Origin of the sequence: Nocardia sp. NPDC056952 (assembly GCF_042674185.1) — a bacterium.
Classification (GTDB): domain Bacteria; phylum Actinomycetota; class Actinomycetes; order Mycobacteriales; family Mycobacteriaceae; genus Nocardia.
In genome coordinates this window covers 325,903-343,833 of the sequence record NZ_JBHURA010000004.1, presented here as the reverse complement: position 1 = coordinate 343,833, position 17,931 = coordinate 325,903, and the positions used below count along the sequence as shown (strand labels likewise).

Sequence of the window (17,931 nt, the reverse complement as noted above, 5' to 3'; positions counted from 1 at the left end):
GCGACGAAGGAGTGCCCGCCGGGAGGGAAGATCGAGGCCACCAGGCCGAGACCCCGCGGCGCCCGCGCCGCCAGAAATATAAGCTCACCACGTGACTTCCTCTACCGTTCTCGTCGTCGATGACGACGAGGACGTTCTCGCCTCGGTCGAACGCGGCCTGCGGCTGTCCGGGTTCCGGGTGCTGGTCGCGCGCGACGGTGGTGCCGCGCTGCGGGCCGTCGCCGAGCAGGCGCCCGACGCGGTGGTCCTCGACATGAACATGCCGGTCCTCGACGGTGCCGGGGTGGTCACGGCCTTGCGGGCGATGGGCAATGACGTGCCCATCTGCGTGCTCAGCGCCCGTGCTTCGGTGGACGACCGGATCGCGGGCCTCGAGTCGGGCGCCGACGACTACCTGGTGAAACCGTTCGAGCTGGCCGAGCTGGTGGCCAGGATCAAGGCCCTGCTGCGCCGCCGCACCGACACACCCGAACCCGTGGCGCCCGGCGCGCTGACGGTCGGGCCGCTGCTGGTCGATGTGGCGGGGTATCGCGCGCTACTGCACGGGCGCGAAATCGAGCTCACCAAAAGGGAATTCGAATTGCTGTCGACGCTCGCCCGGAATGCTGGTGTGGTGTTGACGCGAGAACGGCTGCTGGAATTGGTGTGGGGTTACGATTTCATAGCCGATACGAATGTGGTGGACGTGTTCGTCGGATACCTGCGCAGGAAACTCGAAATAGATGACACGCCAAGGATTTTGCATACGATTCGCGGGGTGGGTTTCGTACTCCGGGAATCGAAATGATCTCCGAACGACCGCTGAAACGTCGTCGCAGACAATCGTTTTCGCTCCGGACAAGAGTCGCGGGAGCGGCCGCGGCGGGTGCTGTCATCATCGTCACGATCGCCGCTTTCGTGGGTTTTCAAGCAATCGAACGCAATAATGTCACCCAAACCGATCAACAACTGGAAATCGCTTCGCGCATCGTGCTGATCGAGCCGGTGCTGGCAACCGGGTTCGTCAACCTGACCGGATTGCAGAACACCATGGCGCTCACGGTGCGCGACGACGGCCAGGTGACCGCGTCGAGCTCGACCCAGCTGCCGGATCTGCCCCCCGGCTCGCAGACCGTCGAGCTGAACGACCAGCCCTACCGGGTGCTCACCACCACCGAAAACCAGCCCGCGGGCCGCACTGTCTCCCTGGCCATTCCGACCACCGAGGCCACCAAGGCCACCGACGACCAGCAACGCTGGGTCCTCGCGGGCGCGGCGATCGCGGTGGCGGCCGCGGCGGCGCTGGGCTGGCTGCTCGCCGGGCGTGCGGTCGGCCCGATCGTGAAGCTGACCAGGCAGGTGTCGGCCCGCAGCGCGGGCGGCGAGCCGGACGAACACGACCGCCCGGTCGACGGTTCCGGTGTCGACGAAGCGGTGAAGCTGGCCGACGCGGTGAACACCATGCTGGCCCGCGTCGACCAGGCCCAGGCCGAGACCGCCGCCGCGCTGGAAACCGCCCGCGACTTCGCCGCCGTCTCCGCCCACGAACTGCGCACCCCGCTCACCGCGATCCGCACCGACCTCGAGGTCCTGCGCACCCTCGACCTCACCGACGACCAGCGTCGCGAGATCCTCGACGACCTCGCCCGCAACGAGACCAGGGTGGAAACCACCCTGTCCGCGCTGGAACGGCTCGCCCGCGGCGATCTCACCGCCGAGACCGACCACGTCCCCACCGATGTCGCCGACCTGTGCGACCAAGCCGCCCACGACGCCATGCGCCACAACCCCGGCCTGTCGGTGCGCATCGACACCGACGCCGAGCTGGTGACCCGGGGCCTGCCCGCGGGCCTGCGGCTGGCCGTCGACAACGCGCTCACCAATTCGGTGAAGCACGGCGGCGCCACCACCGCTGTCGTGTCGGCACATCGCACCGCGCACGGCCGGATCGTCATCGCCGTCGACGACAACGGCACCGGTGTCGCGCCCGGCGAACGCGCGGCGGTCTTCGCGCGGTTCGCCCGCGGCGCCAACGCCACCAAGGGCGGTTCGGGCCTCGGCCTCGCGCTGGTGGCCCAGCAGGCCCAGCTGCACGGCGGGCTGACGTACTTCGAGGACAGTCCACTCGGCGGCGCCCGCCTCGTCATCGACCTGCCCGTGCGACCGGCCCGGTAGAAACACGAAAGCCCCGCACCCACGGTGATGTGGGTGCGGGGCCGAGCTCGCTACTACTTGTCGCTCTTGAAAGCGCCCTTCACTCTGCCCGCCGCGCGCTCGGCAGCTTCCTTCACGTTGGCCGCTGCCTTCTTCGCTTCCGCCTCGATCTTCTCGCCCTCGGCCTTGGCCTTGGCCTTGACATCGTCGGTGTCGGACATCGAACCTCCACTCTCGTGAGTTCCGCGCCTGATCGGCACGGGGTGAAGACACTCGCGAGAATACCGCACAGTTAACGCGCAGCGACTGAAGCGGAAATCAGGGGAGAACCTGCGGGATCGACTCCGGGATGACCAGGCCGATCACCGCGCCGAGCACCGCGCCGGTGATCGCGAAGGAGACGCCCGAGGTGAACGCGCACAGGAAGTAGCCGATGATGAACGCGGCCAGGCCCGGGATGCACAGGATCGCCGCGGTCAGGAAGCCGATGGTGGCGCCGGCGGCCGCACCGTTCTGGACGGGGTCGTGGTTACCGGCCTCGGGGTTGGTGGCGATGCTCTTCAGCTCGTCGGTGGTGGCGGCGGACAGCTGCGGGGCGATCTGCAGCGTGCGGCCGTCCTCGGAGACGACCGAAGCCAGCGCGATGTTGTTGCCACCGACGGTGGTCAACGTCAGCGGCAGCTCGCTGACCTTGTCTCCGGTGGCCGAGATGACGGCGACGTTGGTGGAGTCGGGCGAGAGCACGAAGCGGCCGTTGTCGACGGTCGCGGAGACGGTGCGCAGGTCCGGCGAGACGGTGGTCTTGTAGCCGACACCGTCGGCGGCGCCTTCGCCTGCCAGCCCGGCGGCGATCTCGGCCTGACGCGCGACGGTGACGTCAGCGGCCGCGGTGCCCGTGGTGACGAGCGACGCCGCGACGACCAGCGGCAGTGCGGCGAAGACCGCACGGCGACCCGCGCGAGTGATGTTGTGGCTGAACATGTTCGGTTCTCCCTCCCGATGCTTCCGAAGAATCCCCGAACCCCCCGGACGAATCGAAAAAATCTCGATGTCGATTGACTCGAGAGTTGTACCGAATCACCAGGGGTTTGCGGAATATGTTGTGACACAAGGCATAGTTTGACCAGGTAGCTATCGATCGGCGATCGCTCGTGGTACCCGAACGGCATACCGGCAGCTACCCTCGATCCGCCCTTCCTCAACGAACTCTCAGACATCTCCCACGTCCGGCACCGAACTCCGGGATACCGTCGCCGATGTGATCGACAAACGCGCTCGTCTGCTCTGCTTCGCCACCGCCCTCGTGCTGGCGGGCGGTGCTGTCGCCTGTACCGGCAAGGATGCCGCACCGACCGGGATCGCGCTCGTCAACGCCGATTCCGGGCCGACCGGCGAGCGCGTGGCCAAGGCTGTGCAGGATGCGGGCGGCTACGAATGGACCCTCGCGAAGCCCGGCGAGATCGACGCGGGCGACTACGCCGCCGTGATCACCCTGCCCGCCGACCTCACCGCGTCGATGGCCACCCTCGCCACCCCGGAACCCAAGCGCGCCAAGGTGACCGTCACCACCCACGACGGCGCCGACACGAACACGGTGAACGGCGCGGTCGATGTGGTAACGCATCGGATCGGCGCGTCCGGCGTCGACGCGGCGCTGGCCGCGGTCTCGCAGGCACGCAACCAGATGACCTCGGTCCAGTTCACCGCCCAGCTACTCAGCGCGGGCGTGAACGCCGCCGCCGACGGTGCGAGCCAGTTCAGCGGCGGCGCGGAGCAGATGCTCGGCTTCCTCGACTACGCGAAAGAGGGTGCGGGCCAACTCACTTCGGCGATCGAGCTGCTGAACCAAACCGTCGACGGCGCAGCGAAGCAGGCGAATCAGCTGGCCGATGCCCTCGGCGCCACCGGCGTCACCATCGCCGGCGTCCAATCCAGCGCGGCCGCCATGGGCTCCGGTCTCGACCAGATCCTGCCCCTGCTCGAAGCCCTCCCCTTCGCGGGCGACCCGCAGCTCGCCGACATCATCACCAAACTCGAAGCGCTGCGCGCAGTGTCGACCCAGGCAGGCACCCAACTCGACGGCCTCAGCGAATTGACCGGCGCCGCAGTGGATCCCAACACCGATCTCGGCACCCTCCTGCGCACCGTCGTGGCCCGCCTCAACGGCGCCCGCGACCAGCTCACCCAGGGCGCCGAACTCGCCAAGGGCCTGCCCACCCTCGCCGAACAGGGCGGCGCCCAACTCCTCTCGGCCGTCGAACAGCTCACCGGCGGCGTCGGCGCCCTGCAGAACATCGTCGGCAATCTCAACACCCAAACCGGCAAGGCCCTCGAAGCCCTCCCCCCACGAGGCCAGTCCCAGCAATCCGCCCTCGCCCTCGCCCTCACCGACCCCGTCGAAGTCGTCCGGGAGTGACAGCACTGCGGCCCGGTCGATTTCGACCGGGCCGCAGGGGTTTTCAGGGTCAGGGCAGGACCTGCGGGATGATGTGCGGTGCGGCCACGCCGACCACGGCGCCGATCAGCGCGCCGATCAACGCGTTCGGGAGACCTACCAGGCCGACGCACGGCAGGTAGAGGATCATCGTGGTGATCATCGGGATGCACACGACCGCGGCGACGAGCGCGCCGATGCCGGCGCCGATGGCGGCGGCGTTCTGGACCGGGTCGGGGAATTGCGCGGTGGGGGTGGTCGCGATGGTCTTCAGTTCGTCGCTCGCCTCCGCGGTGGGCCGCGGTGTCACCGTCATGCTTCGCCCGTCGGACGCGATCTCGGTCGCCAGGGCGATCACGTTGCCGCTGACCGTGGTGAACGAGGTGGGGACCTCCCCGATCGGATCGCCGGTCGCGGACTCGACGATGACCCGGGCCCGGTCGGGTGCGAGCAGGAACCGGCCCTCCTCCACCGAGGCGGCTACGGTGCGCAGGTCCGGCGCGACCGTGGTGCGGTAGCCCTGCCCCGCACTCGACAATCCCGCCGCGTACTGCGTCTGCTGGTCGACCTCCGCAGACGCGACCCCGGCCACGCTCACCGCCACGGCGATGGGCAGTGCCACGGCCAGCGCACGGCGAACAACCTTGTGTTGGAACATGATCGAGAATCTCCCTCCCGAAACTCCCGAAGAACCCGGCCCCGGGCGAATCGAACAAGTCACTGTCATGGACAACGCATTGGAAACGAATCACACGGGAGCCGTAGGGCTCCGTCATACGCGGGGCACATTACCCCGCGGCTCGCGAGGCGGGAGCCTTACCCCTGAAACAGCAACGGCCCGTGCCTCCCTGCGGAGGCACGGGCCGAAATGCGGTGCGATCAGTTCGCGTTGAGCAGGTCGATCACGAAGACCAGGGTCTTGCCGGAGAGCGCGTGGCCCGAGCCCGCGGCACCGTAGGCGAGGTCCGGCGGGATGACCAGCTGACGACGGCCGCCGACCTTCATGCCGGGGATGCCGTCCTGCCAGCCCTGGATCAGGCCGCGCAGCGGGAAGGTGAGGGACTCGCCGCGATCCCAGGAGGAGTCGAACTGCTCACCGTTGTCGAACTCGACGCCGACGTAGTGCACCTCGACGGTGCCACCGGCCACCGCTTCTTTGCCTTCGCCCTCGATGAGGTCGGTAATGACGAGCTCGGTGGGCGCGGGGCCCTCCTGGAATTCGATCTCCGGCTTGGTCATGCGGGCTATCCCCTTCGATAGATTGCTGTACCCAACAAAGTTTCCGACAACGGCGGATCGAAACTAGCGGTTGTCGATCGCGCGGTAGTCGCGTTCACCGTAACCGGTGTAGATCTGGCGCGGGCGGCCGATCTTCAGCGGCTCGGAGTGCATCTCACGCCAGTGCGCGATCCAGCCGGGCAGACGACCCATCGCGAACAGCACGGTGAACATGCGGGTCGGGAAGCCCATGGCCCGGTAGATGACGCCGGTGTAGAAGTCGACGTTCGGGTACAGGCGACGCGACACGAAGTAGTCGTCGGTGAGGGCGGCCTCTTCGAGCTGCTTGGCGATGTCGAGCAGCTGGTCGTCGCCGCCGATCTTCGACAGGATCTTGTCGGCGGCCTGCTTGACCAGCGTGGCGCGCGGGTCGTAGTTGCGGTAGACGCGGTGCCCGAAGCCCATGAGCTTCACGCCGTCTTCCTTGTTCTTGACCTTGCGGATGAATTCCTTGACGTCGCCGCCGTTGGCCTTGATCTCGTCGAGCATCTCGAGCACGGCCTGGTTCGCGCCGCCGTGCAGCGGGCCCCACAGCGCGTTGATGCCACCGGACACCGAGGTGAACAGGTTGGCGTCGGAGGAGCCGACGAGGCGCACGGTCGAGGTGGAGCAGTTCTGCTCGTGGTCGGCGTGCAGGATCAGCAGCATGTCGAGCGCGGCGGCGACCTCGGGGTCGACCTCGTAGGGCTCGGCCGGGAAGCCGAAGGTCATCCGCAGGAAGTTCTCGACCAGCGACAGCGAGTTGTCGGGGTAGAGGAACGGCTGACCGACCGACTTCTTGTACGAGTACGCCGCGATGGTCGGCAGCTTCGCCAGCAGGCGGATGGTCGACAGCTCGACCTGCTCGGGATCGCGCGGGTCCAGCGAGTCCTGGTAGTACGCCGACAGCGCGTTCACCGCGGACGACAGCACCGGCATGGGGTGCGCGTTGCGCGGGAAGCCGTCGAAGAACCGCTTCAGGTCCTCGTGCAGCAGGGTGTGGCGGCGGATGCGATCGGTGAAGTCGTCGAGCTGGGCCTGGGTCGGCAGCTCGCCGTAGATGAGCAGGTAGCTGACCTCGATGAAGGTCGAGCGGCCCGCCAGCTGGTCGATCGGGTAGCCGCGGTAGCGCAGGATGCCCGCTTCACCGTCGATGTAGGTGATGGCCGACTTGGTCGACGCGGTGTTCATGAAACCGGGGTCATAGGTGACGTAACCGGTGCTGGCCAGCAGCTTGCCCAAGTCGAGCCCGTCGTTACCCTCCGCGGCCTTGGTGACCGAGATCGGGAACTCGCCACCGGGGTACTGGAGTACCGCCTTGGCGTCTTCGGTGACGTTGGTGATGTTCTCAGCGGGCACGGAAGGATCCCTCTCAGGCTAGAACCGTAGGCACCGGTGCGGTCGGCACAGGTGCGCTTGCGCTAACGCTAGCTGTTGTTCGGTCAGGACGAGCAATCAGGGTTGTCCTGTCCCGTTCTCACACCGGTCACGTGCCGCGGTGAGGTCGGCGCAGGGGCGGGGACCTGCGCCGATCCCGTTTTCCACACCATCAGCGCGGCGGTGCCCGGCGATTGCCCAGCACGCGGACCCGATTCCCGAATCCGATTGCCGCACAAGTCAATTCACGGCCACGGTGGAATGCGCGCGGGTGACCCGGTAGCGCACGAAGGCGGGGAAGGCCAGCGCGGCGACCACCACGCCGATCACCACCAGTACGCCGCCACCGGCAGCCGCTACAGCAGTACCCATGCTCGCCGCGGCGAAACCGTGGGCAACGTCACCGATCCGCGGCCCACCTGCGACGACCACGATGAACACGCCCTGCAACCGGCCCCGCATCTCGTCGGTGGACACGTTGAGCAACATGGCCGTGCGGAACGCCGCCGAGACCATGTCGACCGCGCCGCCGAACGCCAGGAAGGCCACCGCGATCCACAGCCACACGCCCAGCCCGAACCAGTGCCCGGCCAGCCCCACCGCGAGCCCGAAGCCGACCATCGCCACACCCCAGAGCGCGATGCACACGATCACCGCCAGCCCTTGCCTGCGCACCCTCGGGATCCACCCGGAGAACACGCCGCCGATCACCGAACCCGCCGCGATGGCCGCGAACAGCAGGCCCAGCGCCACCCCACCTTCGGCCGGATCGTGGAACGTCTCGTGCGCTATCTGCGGGAACAGCGCGCGCGGCATGCCGAACACCATGGCGATGATGTCGACGACGAACGACGCGAGCAGGATGCGCTGGCCCGCGAGATAGCGGAAACCGTCGAGTACGGCGCGCAGCCCGGCGCGACGCTGCTCGCCGGTCGGCGGGAAGGCGGGCAGTCGCCACACCGCCCACAGCGTCGCGAGCAGGGCGATCGAGTCGATCAGATACAGCATCGACAGGCCGATCACGGGGATCAGCACACCGGCCAGCACCGGCCCCGCGATCATGCCGACGTTCTGCACGGTCATGCTCAGCGAACTGGCCGAGGCCATCTGCTCCGGCGGCAGCAACCGGGCGATCAGCGCGCTGCGAGTGGGCTGGTTGACCGCGAAGAACGCCTGCTGGGTGGCGAACAGCCCGAGGACGAGCCACACATTGTTCACCCCGAGCGCGGCCTGCACCCAGAACGCGACCGCGGTCAGGCCCGTGCCCGCCGTGGTGATGACGAGCAGGGTGCGCCGGTCCATCACATCGGCGAGCGCGCCGCCCCAGAGCCCGAACAGCACCAGCGGAACCAGCCCGAACAAACCGGCCAGCCCGACGTAGCCGGAACTGCCGGTGATCTGGAAGATCTGCTGCGGTACCGCGACCACCGAGAGCTGAGCGCCGATGACGGTGACGATATTGGTCGTCCACAGTCTGCGATAGTCGCGATTACGCAGGGGTTCGGTGTCGGCGAGCAGCTTCACTCAGCGCAGATTAGCCACTGCCGCCCGGTCATCCCATGTTTAGGCGCAGTGACATAGGCCACCGCTCGTTACGGCTGCAAACGTTCGACCGTTGTGGTCTGCCCGTCGATCCGCACCACGATGCGGTTGTGCAGCCTGCCGCGCCTGCCCTGCCAGAACTCCACCTCGTCGGGGCGCAGCAGGTAACCGCCCCAGAACGGGGGCACGGGAATGTCGTCGACATCGGCGAAACGGGCCGTCGTCTCGGCCAGCACGCGATCGAGTTCGGCCCGCGTGGCCACCGGCCGTGACTGCTGCGAAGCCCACGCGCCCAGCCGCGAGTCCCGCGGCCGCGCCGCCCAGTAAGCCGCGGTCACCGCGGCGGACACCCGCTCGGTCACGCCGCGCACGTGCACCTGCCTGGCGAGCGCGGGCCAGACGAAACTCGCCGCCGCGTACGGGTCGGCGGCGAGCTGGGCGCCCTTGGCCGAGTCGTAGTTCGTATAGAAGGTGACGCCCTCGGGCGAGAGTCCCTTGCACAGGACCGTGCGCGCCACCGGTCGCGGCGCGGGGCCGGTCAGCGAGACCGTGGCCAGCACCATCGCGTTGGGTTCGGCGACTCCGGCACCTCGTGCCTGCTCGATCCAGCTGCGCAGCAACGGTTCCCAGCCACCGGCCACCCAGGTCTCGTCGAGATCGGGTTCGGTGGCAGCGACGATCAGGGGATTGCCGTAGTCGACACGCATCGCGGCGAGGTCGGGCGCGGTGGTCGTGGCGGGGTCCAGGTCACGCATAGGGGCGAGATTACTCCGCGGTATGTCCGGGTCTAGGGTTCAGAAATATCGGCATGCCCCTGCAAGGAGAGTCACCATGACTACCAGCTCGGTACCACAGGATTTCGTCAGCGGATTGGAAGGCGTGGTGGCCTTCACCACCGACATCGCCGAGCCGGACAAGGACGGTGGCGCCCTGCGATATCGCGGCGTCGACATCCAGGATCTGGTCACCGATCAGGTGACGTTCGGCGACGTGTGGGCCCTGCTGGTCGACGGTGAGTTCGGTCGCGGCCTGCCGCCCGCCGAGCCCTTCCCGCTGCCGGTGCACACCGGTGATGTGCGCGTCGACGTGCAGGCGGGCCTGGCCATGCTCGCCCCGATCTGGGGCTACGAGCCGCTGCTCGACATCGACGACGAGACCGCCCGCGAGAACCTCGCCCGCGCCTCGGTGATGGCGCTGTCGTACGTGGCGCAGTCCGCCCGCGGCATCTATCAGCCCGCCGTTCCGCAGCGCAAGATCGACGAGTGCGACACCGTCACCGAGCGGTTCATGACCCGCTGGAAGGGTGACCCCGACCCGCGCCACACCGAGGCGATCGACGCCTACTGGGTGTCGGCGGCCGAGCACGGCATGAACGCCTCCACCTTCACCGCCCGCGTCATCGCCTCCACCGGCGCCGATGTGGCGGCGTCGCTGTCCGGCGCGATCGGCGCCATGTCCGGCCCGCTGCACGGCGGTGCCCCGGCTCGCGTGCTGCCGATGATCGAGGCCGTCGAGAAGTCCGGTGACGCCCGTGCGCTGGTCAAGGGCATTCTGGACCGCAAAGAGAAGCTGATGGGCTTCGGCCACCGGGTCTACCGTGCCGAGGACCCGCGCGCCCGCGTGCTCCGCGCCACCGCCCAGCGCCTCGACGCCCCGCGCTTCGAGGTGGCCGCGGCGCTGGAGCAGGCCGCGCTGGCCGAGCTGCGCGAGCGTCGGCCGGATCGCGCCATCGAGACCAATGTCGAGTTCTGGGCCGCGGTCATCCTCGACTTCGCCGAGGTTCCGGCGCACATGATGCCCGCGATGTTCACCTGTGGCCGGACCGCCGGTTGGTGTGCCCACATCCTCGAGCAGAAGCAGCTGGGCAAGCTGGTCCGCCCCGCCGCGATCTACACCGGGCCCGGCCCGCGCACCCCGGACGAGGTCCCGGGCTGGTCCACCATCTCGCAGCACTGAGTCGTCGAACCGGGCGCCGCGATCGCGGCGTCCGGTTCATTCTCAGCTACTTGCGGTGTCTAATGATTCACCTGCTAGAACGTGTTCGACGAGCACCGGTACAGGTTCGGCGATAACATCCCAGCGAACATGTTCGTGAGGGGTGGATCGTGCACAGCAATGGTTTGTCGCGGCGTCGGCTGTTCGGCGCCTGCGCTGCTCTCACCACCGCAGTTGCCACAGGATGCGCTGTCGCACAAGGTGATTCGGCCGCGCCCGCGGCAACCGGCCGCACCGCTGAACAGCCTGTCGCGCCGGTGAGCGCGCACCCGATCGCCACCCCGGGGGCGATGCCGGCCCCCTTTCCCGCCCAGGTGGCCGCCCGGCACGCGGGCGCCGTCCCGCATCAGTGGGGCGTCGACCTGCCCGGCATCACCAGCGGCTTCCCCACGGGCGGCAAGCAGTTCGCGCTCACGTTCGACGCGTGTGGCGGTCCCGGCAACAGTGACATCGACCAGGCCCTGATCGACCTGCTGATCGCCGAACAGATCCCGGCCACGCTGTTCCTCAACAAACGCTGGGTCGACGCCGACCCGGCCCGGGTACAGCGCCTGGCGGCGAATCCGCTGTTCGAACTGGCCAATCACGGTGGCGCGCACAAGCCGCTCTCGGTGTCGGGCCGGTCCGCCTACAAGGTCCCGGGCACCGCCTCCGCCGAGGAGGCCGCGTACGAGGTCTGGGACAACCATCAGCGGATCATCGAGCTCACCGGGCGCGCGCCCCGATTCTTTCGCGCGGGCACCGCGCACTACGACGAGGTGGCGGTCGCGATCGTGCGCGAATTGGGCGAGACCCCACTGGGTTTCACCGTCAATGCCGACTTCGGGGCGACCGCGTCGGCGGCACAGGTGCAGCGGGCGATGAGCGCGGCCACTCCCGGCGGTATCGCGCTCGCGCATCTGCACCGTCCCCGTTCGGGGACCGCGGCCGGAATGGCCGCGGTGCTACCGGCTCTGCGCGCAGCGGGTTTCACGTTCGTCCACTTGTAGCGGACGCCCCGCGCGGCAGGCGCGCTCAGCGCGTCAACGCCGCGAAATCGATCGCGACCGAGGCCCCTCGGTCGACAGTGAAGAACGCCGCCTCCAACCGCGTTCCGAGTTCGATCTGGCCGACCGCCGAGAGCGGCACCGGCTGAATCAACCGCACCCGCCACGGCAACGGCTCGTCCCAGGCCCGCATCTCGAGATCGAGCCGGAGCACCGGATCGTCGCGTCCGGTGTAGTCCGCCGCGATCGGCGCCACCGCGAGCACGATCGCCTCCGCCCGCCGCCTGTTGGCCAGAATCTTGGCCGCGGCCTTGCGCCCCGACTCCGGCACCTCGGGCACGAACAGCACCACTCGCTCCCGGTCCCCCGGGTCCACCCGGCAGCCGACCACGTCGCCGGTCTGCATCCACTCCAGGTCCTGGCTACGCACCCGCTGCCGGACCCGCGCGTCGTAGGCCAGCTCCCCCGGCACCGACACCCGCACGCTGAACCGATAGCCGCCCTCCCCCCGGCGTGTCCGTACCGACAGCACGCTCGCCATCGCGGGCAGCCCCCTGATCAGCAGTTCCCGCCGCGCTCCCTCGGACAGCAACCCCGGCCGCCGCCCGAAAGCCCACACACACCGGTCGAGCAGGGTCCGACCCGAGTCGGCCACAACGAGGCTCATGGCAGAAGGGTAATGCGAACGTCCTTCACACAAGGGCAAATTCCTCGCACTCACCGCATCCACGCGGTCAGCCGAGGGCGGCGATCCCGGCGAGAACGAAGTCGATTCCGGCGAGGAATTGTTCGCGGTCGTCGTGCTCGCGCAGCTGCTCGGCGATCTGATGGGCGAACGGGAATTCCGCCGGGTCGTGCTGTGTCCAGCGGGCGGCGACGGCCCCGAGGAAAGCCGAGCGGTCGCCCTCGTGCACCTCGAGCCGAGCGTTCGCCGCGTTCTGCCCGGCGACGCCGAGGATGTAGTTCACCAGCGCGGACGCGGCGGAGAACAGCGACCGCTGGGGGACGCCGAGTAGCCGCAGCTGCGCGCCGATGCGCTCGTAGATCTGCACCATCGCCAGCTGCCACGGCTCCCGGACGAGCTGGGCGCCCACCCACGGATGGGCGTCGATCGCGTCGAACATCCCGAGCGCGACGGCACGGATCGCGGCGAAAGGTTCCGCGCTGTCGTCCGAGCTCGCGAGGACACGGGCGATGACGCCGCCGGACGCGGCGGCGAGCAGATCGCTCTTGTTCTCGACATGCCAGTAGATCGCCCCGCTGCCGGTCTCCAGGCGCGAAGCCAAGGCACGGAACGTGAGCGCGCGCTCGCCGTCGGCGTCGAGGATCTCGATCGCGGCGTCCACGATCCGCTGCTTCGACAGCGCGTCGCCGCGTCGGGTGGTCCGTTGGGGACGTGTCGCCATGCACACCATCTTGACACTTCTGGAACATCGTTCCAAACTAGGTCGGTGGAATACCGTTCCAGAAGTCGAACGGGAATCACCGGTGCCGAACTCGCCGCGGCGATCGCCGCGCACCCCGGCGACAGCGAAGCGGCACTCGCCGCCTACGAAGCGGCACTGTTCCCCCGCAGCGCGAAGGCGGCCTCGGACGCGCACCGCATCCTCGACCTGTGCATCGGCGACAGCGCGCCGTTCGGGCTGGTCGACTTCATGACCGGCGTGTCCTGAAGATCCTCCGGCGAACGCGAGTGGGCCGTCTCACAGCCGGTTCCCGACCCGCCCCCGTGCGCGTACGGGCTTCGGCCGACCACTAAACTCGCCCCCATGACCAGTGCGTTCCCGACCATTCCCGCCGACCTCAAGCCCGCCGACGGACGGTTCGGCTGCGGCCCGTCCAAGGTCCGCCCGGAGCAGCTGCAGTCCCTGGTGACTGTCGGCGCCTCGGTGTTCGGTACCTCGCACCGCCAGAAGCCGGTCAAGGACGTCGTCGCGCGCGTGCGCAACGGCCTGCGTGAGCTGTTCTCCCTGCCCGACGGTTACGAGGTCGTGCTCGGCAACGGTGGCACCACCGCGTTCTGGGATGCCGCCGCCTTCGGCCTGATCCGCGAGCGTTCGCTGCACCTGACCAACGGCGAGTTCTCCTCGAAGTTCGCCTCGGTGGCCAAGGGCAACCCCTTCATCGGCGACCCGATCGTCGTCAAGGCCGAGCCGGGCAGCGCGCCCGAGCCCGTGTCGGACCCCTCGGTCGACCTCATCGGCTGGGCCCACAACGAGACCTCCACCGGTGTGTCGATCCCCGTGTCGCGTCCGGTCGGTTCGGAGAACGCCCTCATCGCCATCGACGCCACCTCGGGCGCAGGCGGTCTGCCGGTGAACATCGCCGACTCCGACGTCTACTACTTCGCCCCGCAGAAGTGCTTCGCCGCCGACGGTGGCCTGTGGATCGCGATCATGAGCCCGGCCGCGCTGGCCCGCGTCGCCGAGATCAAGGAATCGGGTCGCTGGACCCCGGAGTTCCTGTCGCTGCCGATCGCGGTCGACAACTCCTCCAAGGACCAGACCTACAACACCCCGGCGCTGGCCACCCTGCTGCTGTTCGCCGACCAGATCGAGTGGATGAACGCCAACGGCGGCCTCGATTGGACCGTGAAGCGCACCCTGGATTCGTCCTCGCGGCTGTACTCGTGGGCCGAGTCGAGCTCCTTCGCCACCCCGTACGTGTCGGACCCGGCGCACCGCTCGCAGGTCGTGGGCACCATCGACTTCGACGACGCGGTCGACGCGGCCAAGGTGGCCAAGATCCTGCGCGCCAACGGCATCGTCGACACCGAGCCCTACCGCAAGCTGGGCCGTAACCAGCTGCGCGTCGGCATGTTCCCGGCGATCGACCCGGAAGATGTTTCGCAGCTGACCCGTTCGATCGACTGGGTCGTCGGCCAGCTCTGAGATAAGACCGCGATAGGGCCGGTGCCCGGTGAACCCATTCGGTTCGCCGCGCACCGGCCCTTCTTGTTCGGACTGCACACATTCGCAATATTCGCCGAGTTTCGACAGATCTCGGTATCGATATTTGATGTTGATCTATCACCAAAACCCCTGCACACAAGCCGAATTCGGGTGGTGAGCCGCTCAGATTAGCCCCCTGGGCACGGCTGGTGCGCGATTTAAGTCGTGCGTGTCTGCTGCCGCGGCCAAGTAATGTGCACTACTGTCTAGGAAAGTGGGCGGTGTCGTAGCCGACGCGATAGGGAGGTAACGGTGCGTGAACTTCGAGTGATCGGGGTGACGCCCGACTCCACGCACATCGTGTGCAGCGACACCGAGTCCGGTACCAAGTTCCGGTTGCCCGCCGACGACAAGCTCCGCGCGGCGGCGCGCGGCGACCTCGCACGATTCGGCCAGATCGAGATCGAAACGGAGGCGACTATGCGTCCTCGCGATATCCAGGCCCGTATTCGCGCTGGAGCGTCCGTCGAGCAGGTCACGGCAGAGTCCGGTATGCCGGAATCCAAAGTCGAACGATTCGCCTACCCCGTATTGCTCGAGCGTGCGCGCGCCGCCGAATTGGCGCAGAAGGCGCACCCGGTGCGTCCCGACGGCCCCTCGGTGGAAACGCTGCACGAGATCGTCACGGCGGCCTTCACCGAGCGCGGCCACACCATCGAGCAGGCCGAGTGGGATGCCTGGAAAGACGAAAAGGGTTTCTGGGTCGCCCAATTGCAGTGGCGCCACGGTCACTCCGAGATCGCCGCGCACTGGCGCTACCAGCCCGACGCGCACGGCGGCTCGGTGTCCCCGCTCGACGACCCGGCCAACGACCTGATCGATCCCGACTTCGGCCGCGCGCTGCGTGGGCTGGCGACGATCCTGCCCACGCCGGTTCCGGCCGCCTCGCCGGCGCTCGAACCGCCGACCCCGGTGGAGCCGCGTCCGCGCGAGCAGATCGCCGCACCCGCCGCGCGCCCGCAGAGCCGGCCGGCGCCGAACGTGGACGAGTACTACGAGCAGCGTCAGGTCGCGGCAGGCGGTGGCACGGCGGCGATTCCGGCCGCGCCCATCCCCGCGGCACCGATCCCCGCCGCGCCCAAGCCCGCCGCCCCGAAGCCCGCTGTTCCCGCCACGCCGAGCCAGCCCGCGGCGCAAGCGGAGAAGCCCGCCGAGGAGCCGGTGGCCGAGAAGCCGGCACCGAAGCCCGCGCGGACCAAGCGCGGCAAAGCGCCCATGCCGTCATGGGAAGACGTTCTGCTCGGCGTCCGCAGCTCCGGCAACTGAAAGATGCGGACGGTCCGGGGCCCGGTCGCCATATCGCGCAAGTACATGGGTAACTCGTCGGGAACGAACTGACGTACCACGTCCGCCAGCCGCCGACGCCGTCGAGCCACCCACCTGAGTCTGGCTCGAATACCCGGAGAGGCGGGACAGAGAGGCGGGACAGTGGCTTCTACGCTCTGGTATGTCGACACGCCTGATCCGGTGGCGGTGCTGACCGGAACCGTCGAATCCGATCCTGTCGCGGCGGCGGCGCTGGCCGGGCAGTTGTACAGCGACCACGACGTTCGGCCGCACATGGTCGGGACGCTCGCCGGGTGCGCCGCACCGGATCGGGACGAGGTCTATATCGGCTGCTATCCCGGGCTGACCGTCGTGTGTACGGCCGAGGCCGCGCTGGTACATCCGACGAAGCTGCCCGATCTGCTGGTGCGCCCGCTCGCTTCCGAACACACCTATCTCGTGTCCTACGACACGACACTGCACTGGGGTGCGTTCGCGCATTGGGAGCGTGGTGAATTCCGGCGGTCGTTCAGTTCCACCCGGGTGGACATTCTCGAGAACGAAGGGCTCCCGATGGTGTGGGAGCGCACCTTCTGGGCGGGTGAGCATCCGGTGCCGGACCGTCCCGAACCACAGTCACTGCCGTTCGATCCACCGGATTTCGCCGACGCCGCCAATGACGAATGGCTCGGTTTCCGCTACCTGACCCCGGCCGCTTCCGGCCGGCTCGCTCCCGGCGATCTGCCGGTCTGCGGTTTCACGCTGTATCCGAAAGGCCAGGCACCAGAGCAGAAGCGCGTGCCGGTCGGTCGTCCCGGTGCGGCGACGCGCCGCAAGCGCGGACTCTTCGGGTGGTTGCGCGGTGCCGATCGGGTGCTGTGAGCGTCAGCTGAGCTGGTAGACGATCACGGCGATCCAGCCGAGCACCACCGCCGCGGCCGCACCGGCCAGCACCCACCGCACCACCGGTGTGAACCGCCACCGCCATGCGGTCGGCGCCACCCCGACCGCCGCCACCACGTTCACCCCGATCGCCAGCAGCGGATTGACCGCGGCCAGCGCGCATCCGAAGGCGTAGACCGCGACCCCGCCGAGCAGCGCGACCAGTACGACAACGGTGCCGCCGGCCGCCCATGGCACCGAATCCGCTTGCGCGCGATACGGTCCCTCGCATTCCTTGCTCATGACGTGCGCACTCGTTCGTAGAACGCCATCGCCGCCGCGGTCGCGACGTTGAGCGAATCGGTTCCGGGTGACATCGGGATGCGCGCGCGAACATCGGTGGCGCGCATGGCTTCTTCGGTCAGGCCGGGCCCTTCGGCGCCGAGCAGCAGCGCCACCTTCTCCCCCGTCATCGCCGTCGCCAGATTCGCCGCCGCGGGGTTCGGCGTCAACGCGATGATCTGGAAACCCTTGTTCCGTACGAGGTCCAGACTCGCCGGCCACTGCGGCAGTTGCGCGAAGGGCACCCGCAGGACATGCCCCATCGACACCCGTACCGCTCGCCGATAGAGCGGATCGGCGCACCGGTCGCCGAACAGCACCGCGTCCGCGCCGAGCCCGGCGGCGTTGCGGAACATCGAACCCAGGTTCTCGTGGTCGTTGACGCCCTCCAGGACCGCCACCGTGCGGGCGCCGTCGAGCACCTCGTCGACGGTGAGCTCCGCCGGACGCGGCGCCACGGCGAGTACGCCGCGATTGAGATGGAAGCCGACCACCTCGGCCATCACCTCCGCGCTCGCACGGTAGTACGGCAGATCGCGATCGGCCAGATCGCCCGCGAGGGTCTCGAAACGCTTCCCGACGCCGAGCAGGGCGCTGGGCGTGAAACGCGAGTCGAGCATCCGCTGCACGACCACTACGCCCTCGGCGATGACCAGGCCTTTCCGGCCCGGCAGGTCCGGCCTGCGGTCGGCATTGGACAGGTCACGGAAGTCGTCGACGCGCGGGTCGGTGGGGTCGTCGATATCGATCACTTCGGCCACCGGCT

At 68.5% G+C, this 17,931-nt stretch carries 20 protein-coding genes; 9 read left to right on the top strand and 11 right to left on the bottom strand.

Going from position 1 to position 17,931, the window contains the following annotated elements; all coding sequences use genetic code 11:
- The first annotated feature begins 91 nt into the window (after positions 1 to 91).
- Both ACFTS5_RS17750 and ACFTS5_RS17745 read left to right on the top strand, forming a co-directional pair.
- Positions 92 to 787: a response regulator transcription factor gene (locus tag ACFTS5_RS17750; RefSeq protein ID WP_101464499.1), complete on the top strand. Its 696-nt coding sequence runs from the start codon at positions 92 to 94 to the stop codon at positions 785 to 787.
- Positions 788 to 897: 110 nt separating this feature from the next.
- A complete protein-coding gene (locus tag ACFTS5_RS17745) occupies positions 898 to 2,154 on the top strand; it encodes a sensor histidine kinase (protein ID WP_378632022.1) in 1,257 nt (418 codons plus the stop codon).
- A 53-nt stretch (positions 2,155 to 2,207) separates the two neighbouring features.
- Here the strand turns inward: ACFTS5_RS17745 and ACFTS5_RS17740 are convergent, their stop codons facing one another.
- Positions 2,208 to 2,354, bottom strand: coding sequence for a hypothetical protein (locus ACFTS5_RS17740; protein ID WP_378632020.1), 147 nt, complete (start codon positions 2,352 to 2,354; stop codon positions 2,208 to 2,210).
- A 97-nt stretch (positions 2,355 to 2,451) separates the two neighbouring features.
- Entirely contained in the window at positions 2,452 to 3,114 is a 663-nt protein-coding gene (locus ACFTS5_RS17735) for a hypothetical protein (RefSeq protein ID WP_378632017.1), read from the bottom strand.
- Between the two features lie 277 nt (positions 3,115 to 3,391).
- Between ACFTS5_RS17735 and ACFTS5_RS17730 the strand changes: the two genes are divergently transcribed.
- Positions 3,392 to 4,549, top strand: a complete 1,158-nt coding sequence (locus ACFTS5_RS17730; protein WP_378632015.1) for a hypothetical protein — start codon at positions 3,392 to 3,394, stop codon at positions 4,547 to 4,549.
- A gap of 49 nt (positions 4,550 to 4,598) precedes the next feature.
- Here ACFTS5_RS17730 and ACFTS5_RS17725 read toward each other — a convergent pair whose 3' ends face one another.
- The 5 genes from ACFTS5_RS17725 to pdxH all read right to left on the bottom strand — a co-directional run bounded on the left by ACFTS5_RS17725 (position 4,599) and on the right by pdxH (position 9,498).
- Positions 4,599 to 5,225, bottom strand: coding sequence for a hypothetical protein (locus ACFTS5_RS17725; RefSeq protein WP_378632013.1), 627 nt, complete (start codon positions 5,223 to 5,225; stop codon positions 4,599 to 4,601).
- 221 nt (positions 5,226 to 5,446) lie between these two features.
- Positions 5,447 to 5,806 carry an FKBP-type peptidyl-prolyl cis-trans isomerase gene (locus tag ACFTS5_RS17720; protein ID WP_378632011.1) on the bottom strand — a complete coding sequence of 120 codons (360 nt, stop codon included), beginning with the start codon at positions 5,804 to 5,806 and terminating at the stop codon, positions 5,447 to 5,449.
- Between the two features lie 63 nt (positions 5,807 to 5,869).
- Positions 5,870 to 7,183, bottom strand: coding sequence for a citrate synthase (locus tag ACFTS5_RS17715; RefSeq protein ID WP_101464504.1), 1,314 nt, complete (start codon positions 7,181 to 7,183; stop codon positions 5,870 to 5,872).
- Positions 7,184 to 7,441: 258 nt separating this feature from the next.
- Positions 7,442 to 8,725 (bottom strand): MFS transporter, encoded by a 1,284-nt coding sequence (locus tag ACFTS5_RS17710; RefSeq protein WP_378632009.1) that lies wholly within the window; start codon positions 8,723 to 8,725, stop codon positions 7,442 to 7,444.
- A 68-nt stretch (positions 8,726 to 8,793) separates the two neighbouring features.
- Positions 8,794 to 9,498 (bottom strand): pyridoxamine 5'-phosphate oxidase, encoded by a 705-nt coding sequence (pdxH, locus tag ACFTS5_RS17705; protein WP_378632006.1) that lies wholly within the window; start codon positions 9,496 to 9,498, stop codon positions 8,794 to 8,796.
- Positions 9,499 to 9,574: 76 nt separating this feature from the next.
- On the opposite strand from pdxH, the gene ACFTS5_RS17700 reads away from it, so the two are divergent.
- Together ACFTS5_RS17700 and ACFTS5_RS17695 are read left to right on the top strand one after the other, a co-directional pair.
- Entirely contained in the window at positions 9,575 to 10,699 is a 1,125-nt protein-coding gene (locus tag ACFTS5_RS17700) for a citrate synthase 2 (protein WP_101464507.1), read from the top strand.
- A gap of 296 nt (positions 10,700 to 10,995) precedes the next feature.
- Positions 10,996 to 11,727 (top strand): polysaccharide deacetylase family protein, encoded by a 732-nt coding sequence (locus tag ACFTS5_RS17695; protein WP_378632002.1) that lies wholly within the window; start codon positions 10,996 to 10,998, stop codon positions 11,725 to 11,727.
- Positions 11,728 to 11,752: 25 nt separating this feature from the next.
- Here the strand turns inward: ACFTS5_RS17695 and ACFTS5_RS17690 are convergent, their stop codons facing one another.
- Together ACFTS5_RS17690 and ACFTS5_RS17685 are read right to left on the bottom strand one after the other, a co-directional pair.
- Positions 11,753 to 12,391: a hypothetical protein gene (locus ACFTS5_RS17690; protein ID WP_378632001.1), complete on the bottom strand. Its 639-nt coding sequence runs from the start codon at positions 12,389 to 12,391 to the stop codon at positions 11,753 to 11,755.
- A gap of 67 nt (positions 12,392 to 12,458) precedes the next feature.
- The gene (locus ACFTS5_RS17685; protein ID WP_378631998.1) at positions 12,459 to 13,130 is read right to left on the bottom strand and encodes a TetR/AcrR family transcriptional regulator; all 672 of its coding nucleotides are present in this window, start codon (positions 13,128 to 13,130) and stop codon (positions 12,459 to 12,461) included.
- Between the two features lie 45 nt (positions 13,131 to 13,175).
- Between ACFTS5_RS17685 and ACFTS5_RS17680 the strand changes: the two genes are divergently transcribed.
- The 4 genes from ACFTS5_RS17680 to ACFTS5_RS17665 all read left to right on the top strand — a co-directional run bounded on the left by ACFTS5_RS17680 (position 13,176) and on the right by ACFTS5_RS17665 (position 16,823).
- The gene (locus ACFTS5_RS17680; RefSeq protein WP_378631996.1) at positions 13,176 to 13,397 is read left to right on the top strand and encodes a hypothetical protein; all 222 of its coding nucleotides are present in this window, start codon (positions 13,176 to 13,178) and stop codon (positions 13,395 to 13,397) included.
- Positions 13,398 to 13,493: 96 nt separating this feature from the next.
- Complete coding sequence (gene serC / locus ACFTS5_RS17675; protein WP_378631993.1) at positions 13,494 to 14,615, top strand: phosphoserine transaminase; 1,122 nt, start codon at positions 13,494 to 13,496, stop codon at positions 14,613 to 14,615.
- A gap of 312 nt (positions 14,616 to 14,927) precedes the next feature.
- Positions 14,928 to 15,941, top strand: a complete 1,014-nt coding sequence (sepH, locus tag ACFTS5_RS17670) for a septation protein SepH (RefSeq protein ID WP_378631990.1) — start codon at positions 14,928 to 14,930, stop codon at positions 15,939 to 15,941.
- A gap of 162 nt (positions 15,942 to 16,103) precedes the next feature.
- Positions 16,104 to 16,823, top strand: coding sequence for a DUF6928 family protein (locus tag ACFTS5_RS17665; RefSeq protein ID WP_378631988.1), 720 nt, complete (start codon positions 16,104 to 16,106; stop codon positions 16,821 to 16,823).
- Positions 16,824 to 16,826: 3 nt separating this feature from the next.
- Here the strand turns inward: ACFTS5_RS17665 and ACFTS5_RS17660 are convergent, their stop codons facing one another.
- Positions 16,827 to 17,126 carry a DUF2537 domain-containing protein gene (locus ACFTS5_RS17660; protein WP_378631985.1) on the bottom strand — a complete coding sequence of 100 codons (300 nt, stop codon included), beginning with the start codon at positions 17,124 to 17,126 and terminating at the stop codon, positions 16,827 to 16,829.
- Positions 17,123 to 17,926 (bottom strand): TrmH family RNA methyltransferase, encoded by an 804-nt coding sequence (locus tag ACFTS5_RS17655; RefSeq protein ID WP_378631984.1) that lies wholly within the window; start codon positions 17,924 to 17,926, stop codon positions 17,123 to 17,125. Before ACFTS5_RS17655 ends, ACFTS5_RS17660 begins: the two co-directional genes overlap by 4 nt.
- Between the last annotated feature and the right edge of the window lie 5 nt (positions 17,927 to 17,931).

What these genes read in the sequence shown, in the direction of transcription:
- ACFTS5_RS17740 (WP_378632020.1), bottom strand. Translation starts at nt 2,354, where the DNA reads ATGTCCGACACCGACGATGTCAAGGCCAAGGCCAAGGCCGAGGGCGAG.
- ACFTS5_RS17735 (WP_378632017.1), bottom strand. Translation starts at nt 3,114, where the DNA reads ATGTTCAGCCACAACATCACTCGCGCGGGTCGCCGTGCGGTCTTCGCC.
- ACFTS5_RS17725 (WP_378632013.1), bottom strand. Translation starts at nt 5,225, where the DNA reads ATGTTCCAACACAAGGTTGTTCGCCGTGCGCTGGCCGTGGCACTGCCC.
- ACFTS5_RS17720 (WP_378632011.1), bottom strand. Translation starts at nt 5,806, where the DNA reads ATGACCAAGCCGGAGATCGAATTCCAGGAGGGCCCCGCGCCCACCGAG.
- pdxH (WP_378632006.1), bottom strand. Translation starts at nt 9,498, where the DNA reads ATGCGTGACCTGGACCCCGCCACGACCACCGCGCCCGACCTCGCCGCG.
- ACFTS5_RS17700 (WP_101464507.1), top strand. Translation starts at nt 9,575, where the DNA reads ATGACTACCAGCTCGGTACCACAGGATTTCGTCAGCGGATTGGAAGGC.
- ACFTS5_RS17690 (WP_378632001.1), bottom strand. Translation starts at nt 12,391, where the DNA reads ATGAGCCTCGTTGTGGCCGACTCGGGTCGGACCCTGCTCGACCGGTGT.
- ACFTS5_RS17685 (WP_378631998.1), bottom strand. Translation starts at nt 13,130, where the DNA reads ATGGCGACACGTCCCCAACGGACCACCCGACGCGGCGACGCGCTGTCG.
- serC (WP_378631993.1), top strand. Translation starts at nt 13,494, where the DNA reads ATGACCAGTGCGTTCCCGACCATTCCCGCCGACCTCAAGCCCGCCGAC.
- ACFTS5_RS17660 (WP_378631985.1), bottom strand. Translation starts at nt 17,126, where the DNA reads ATGAGCAAGGAATGCGAGGGACCGTATCGCGCGCAAGCGGATTCGGTG.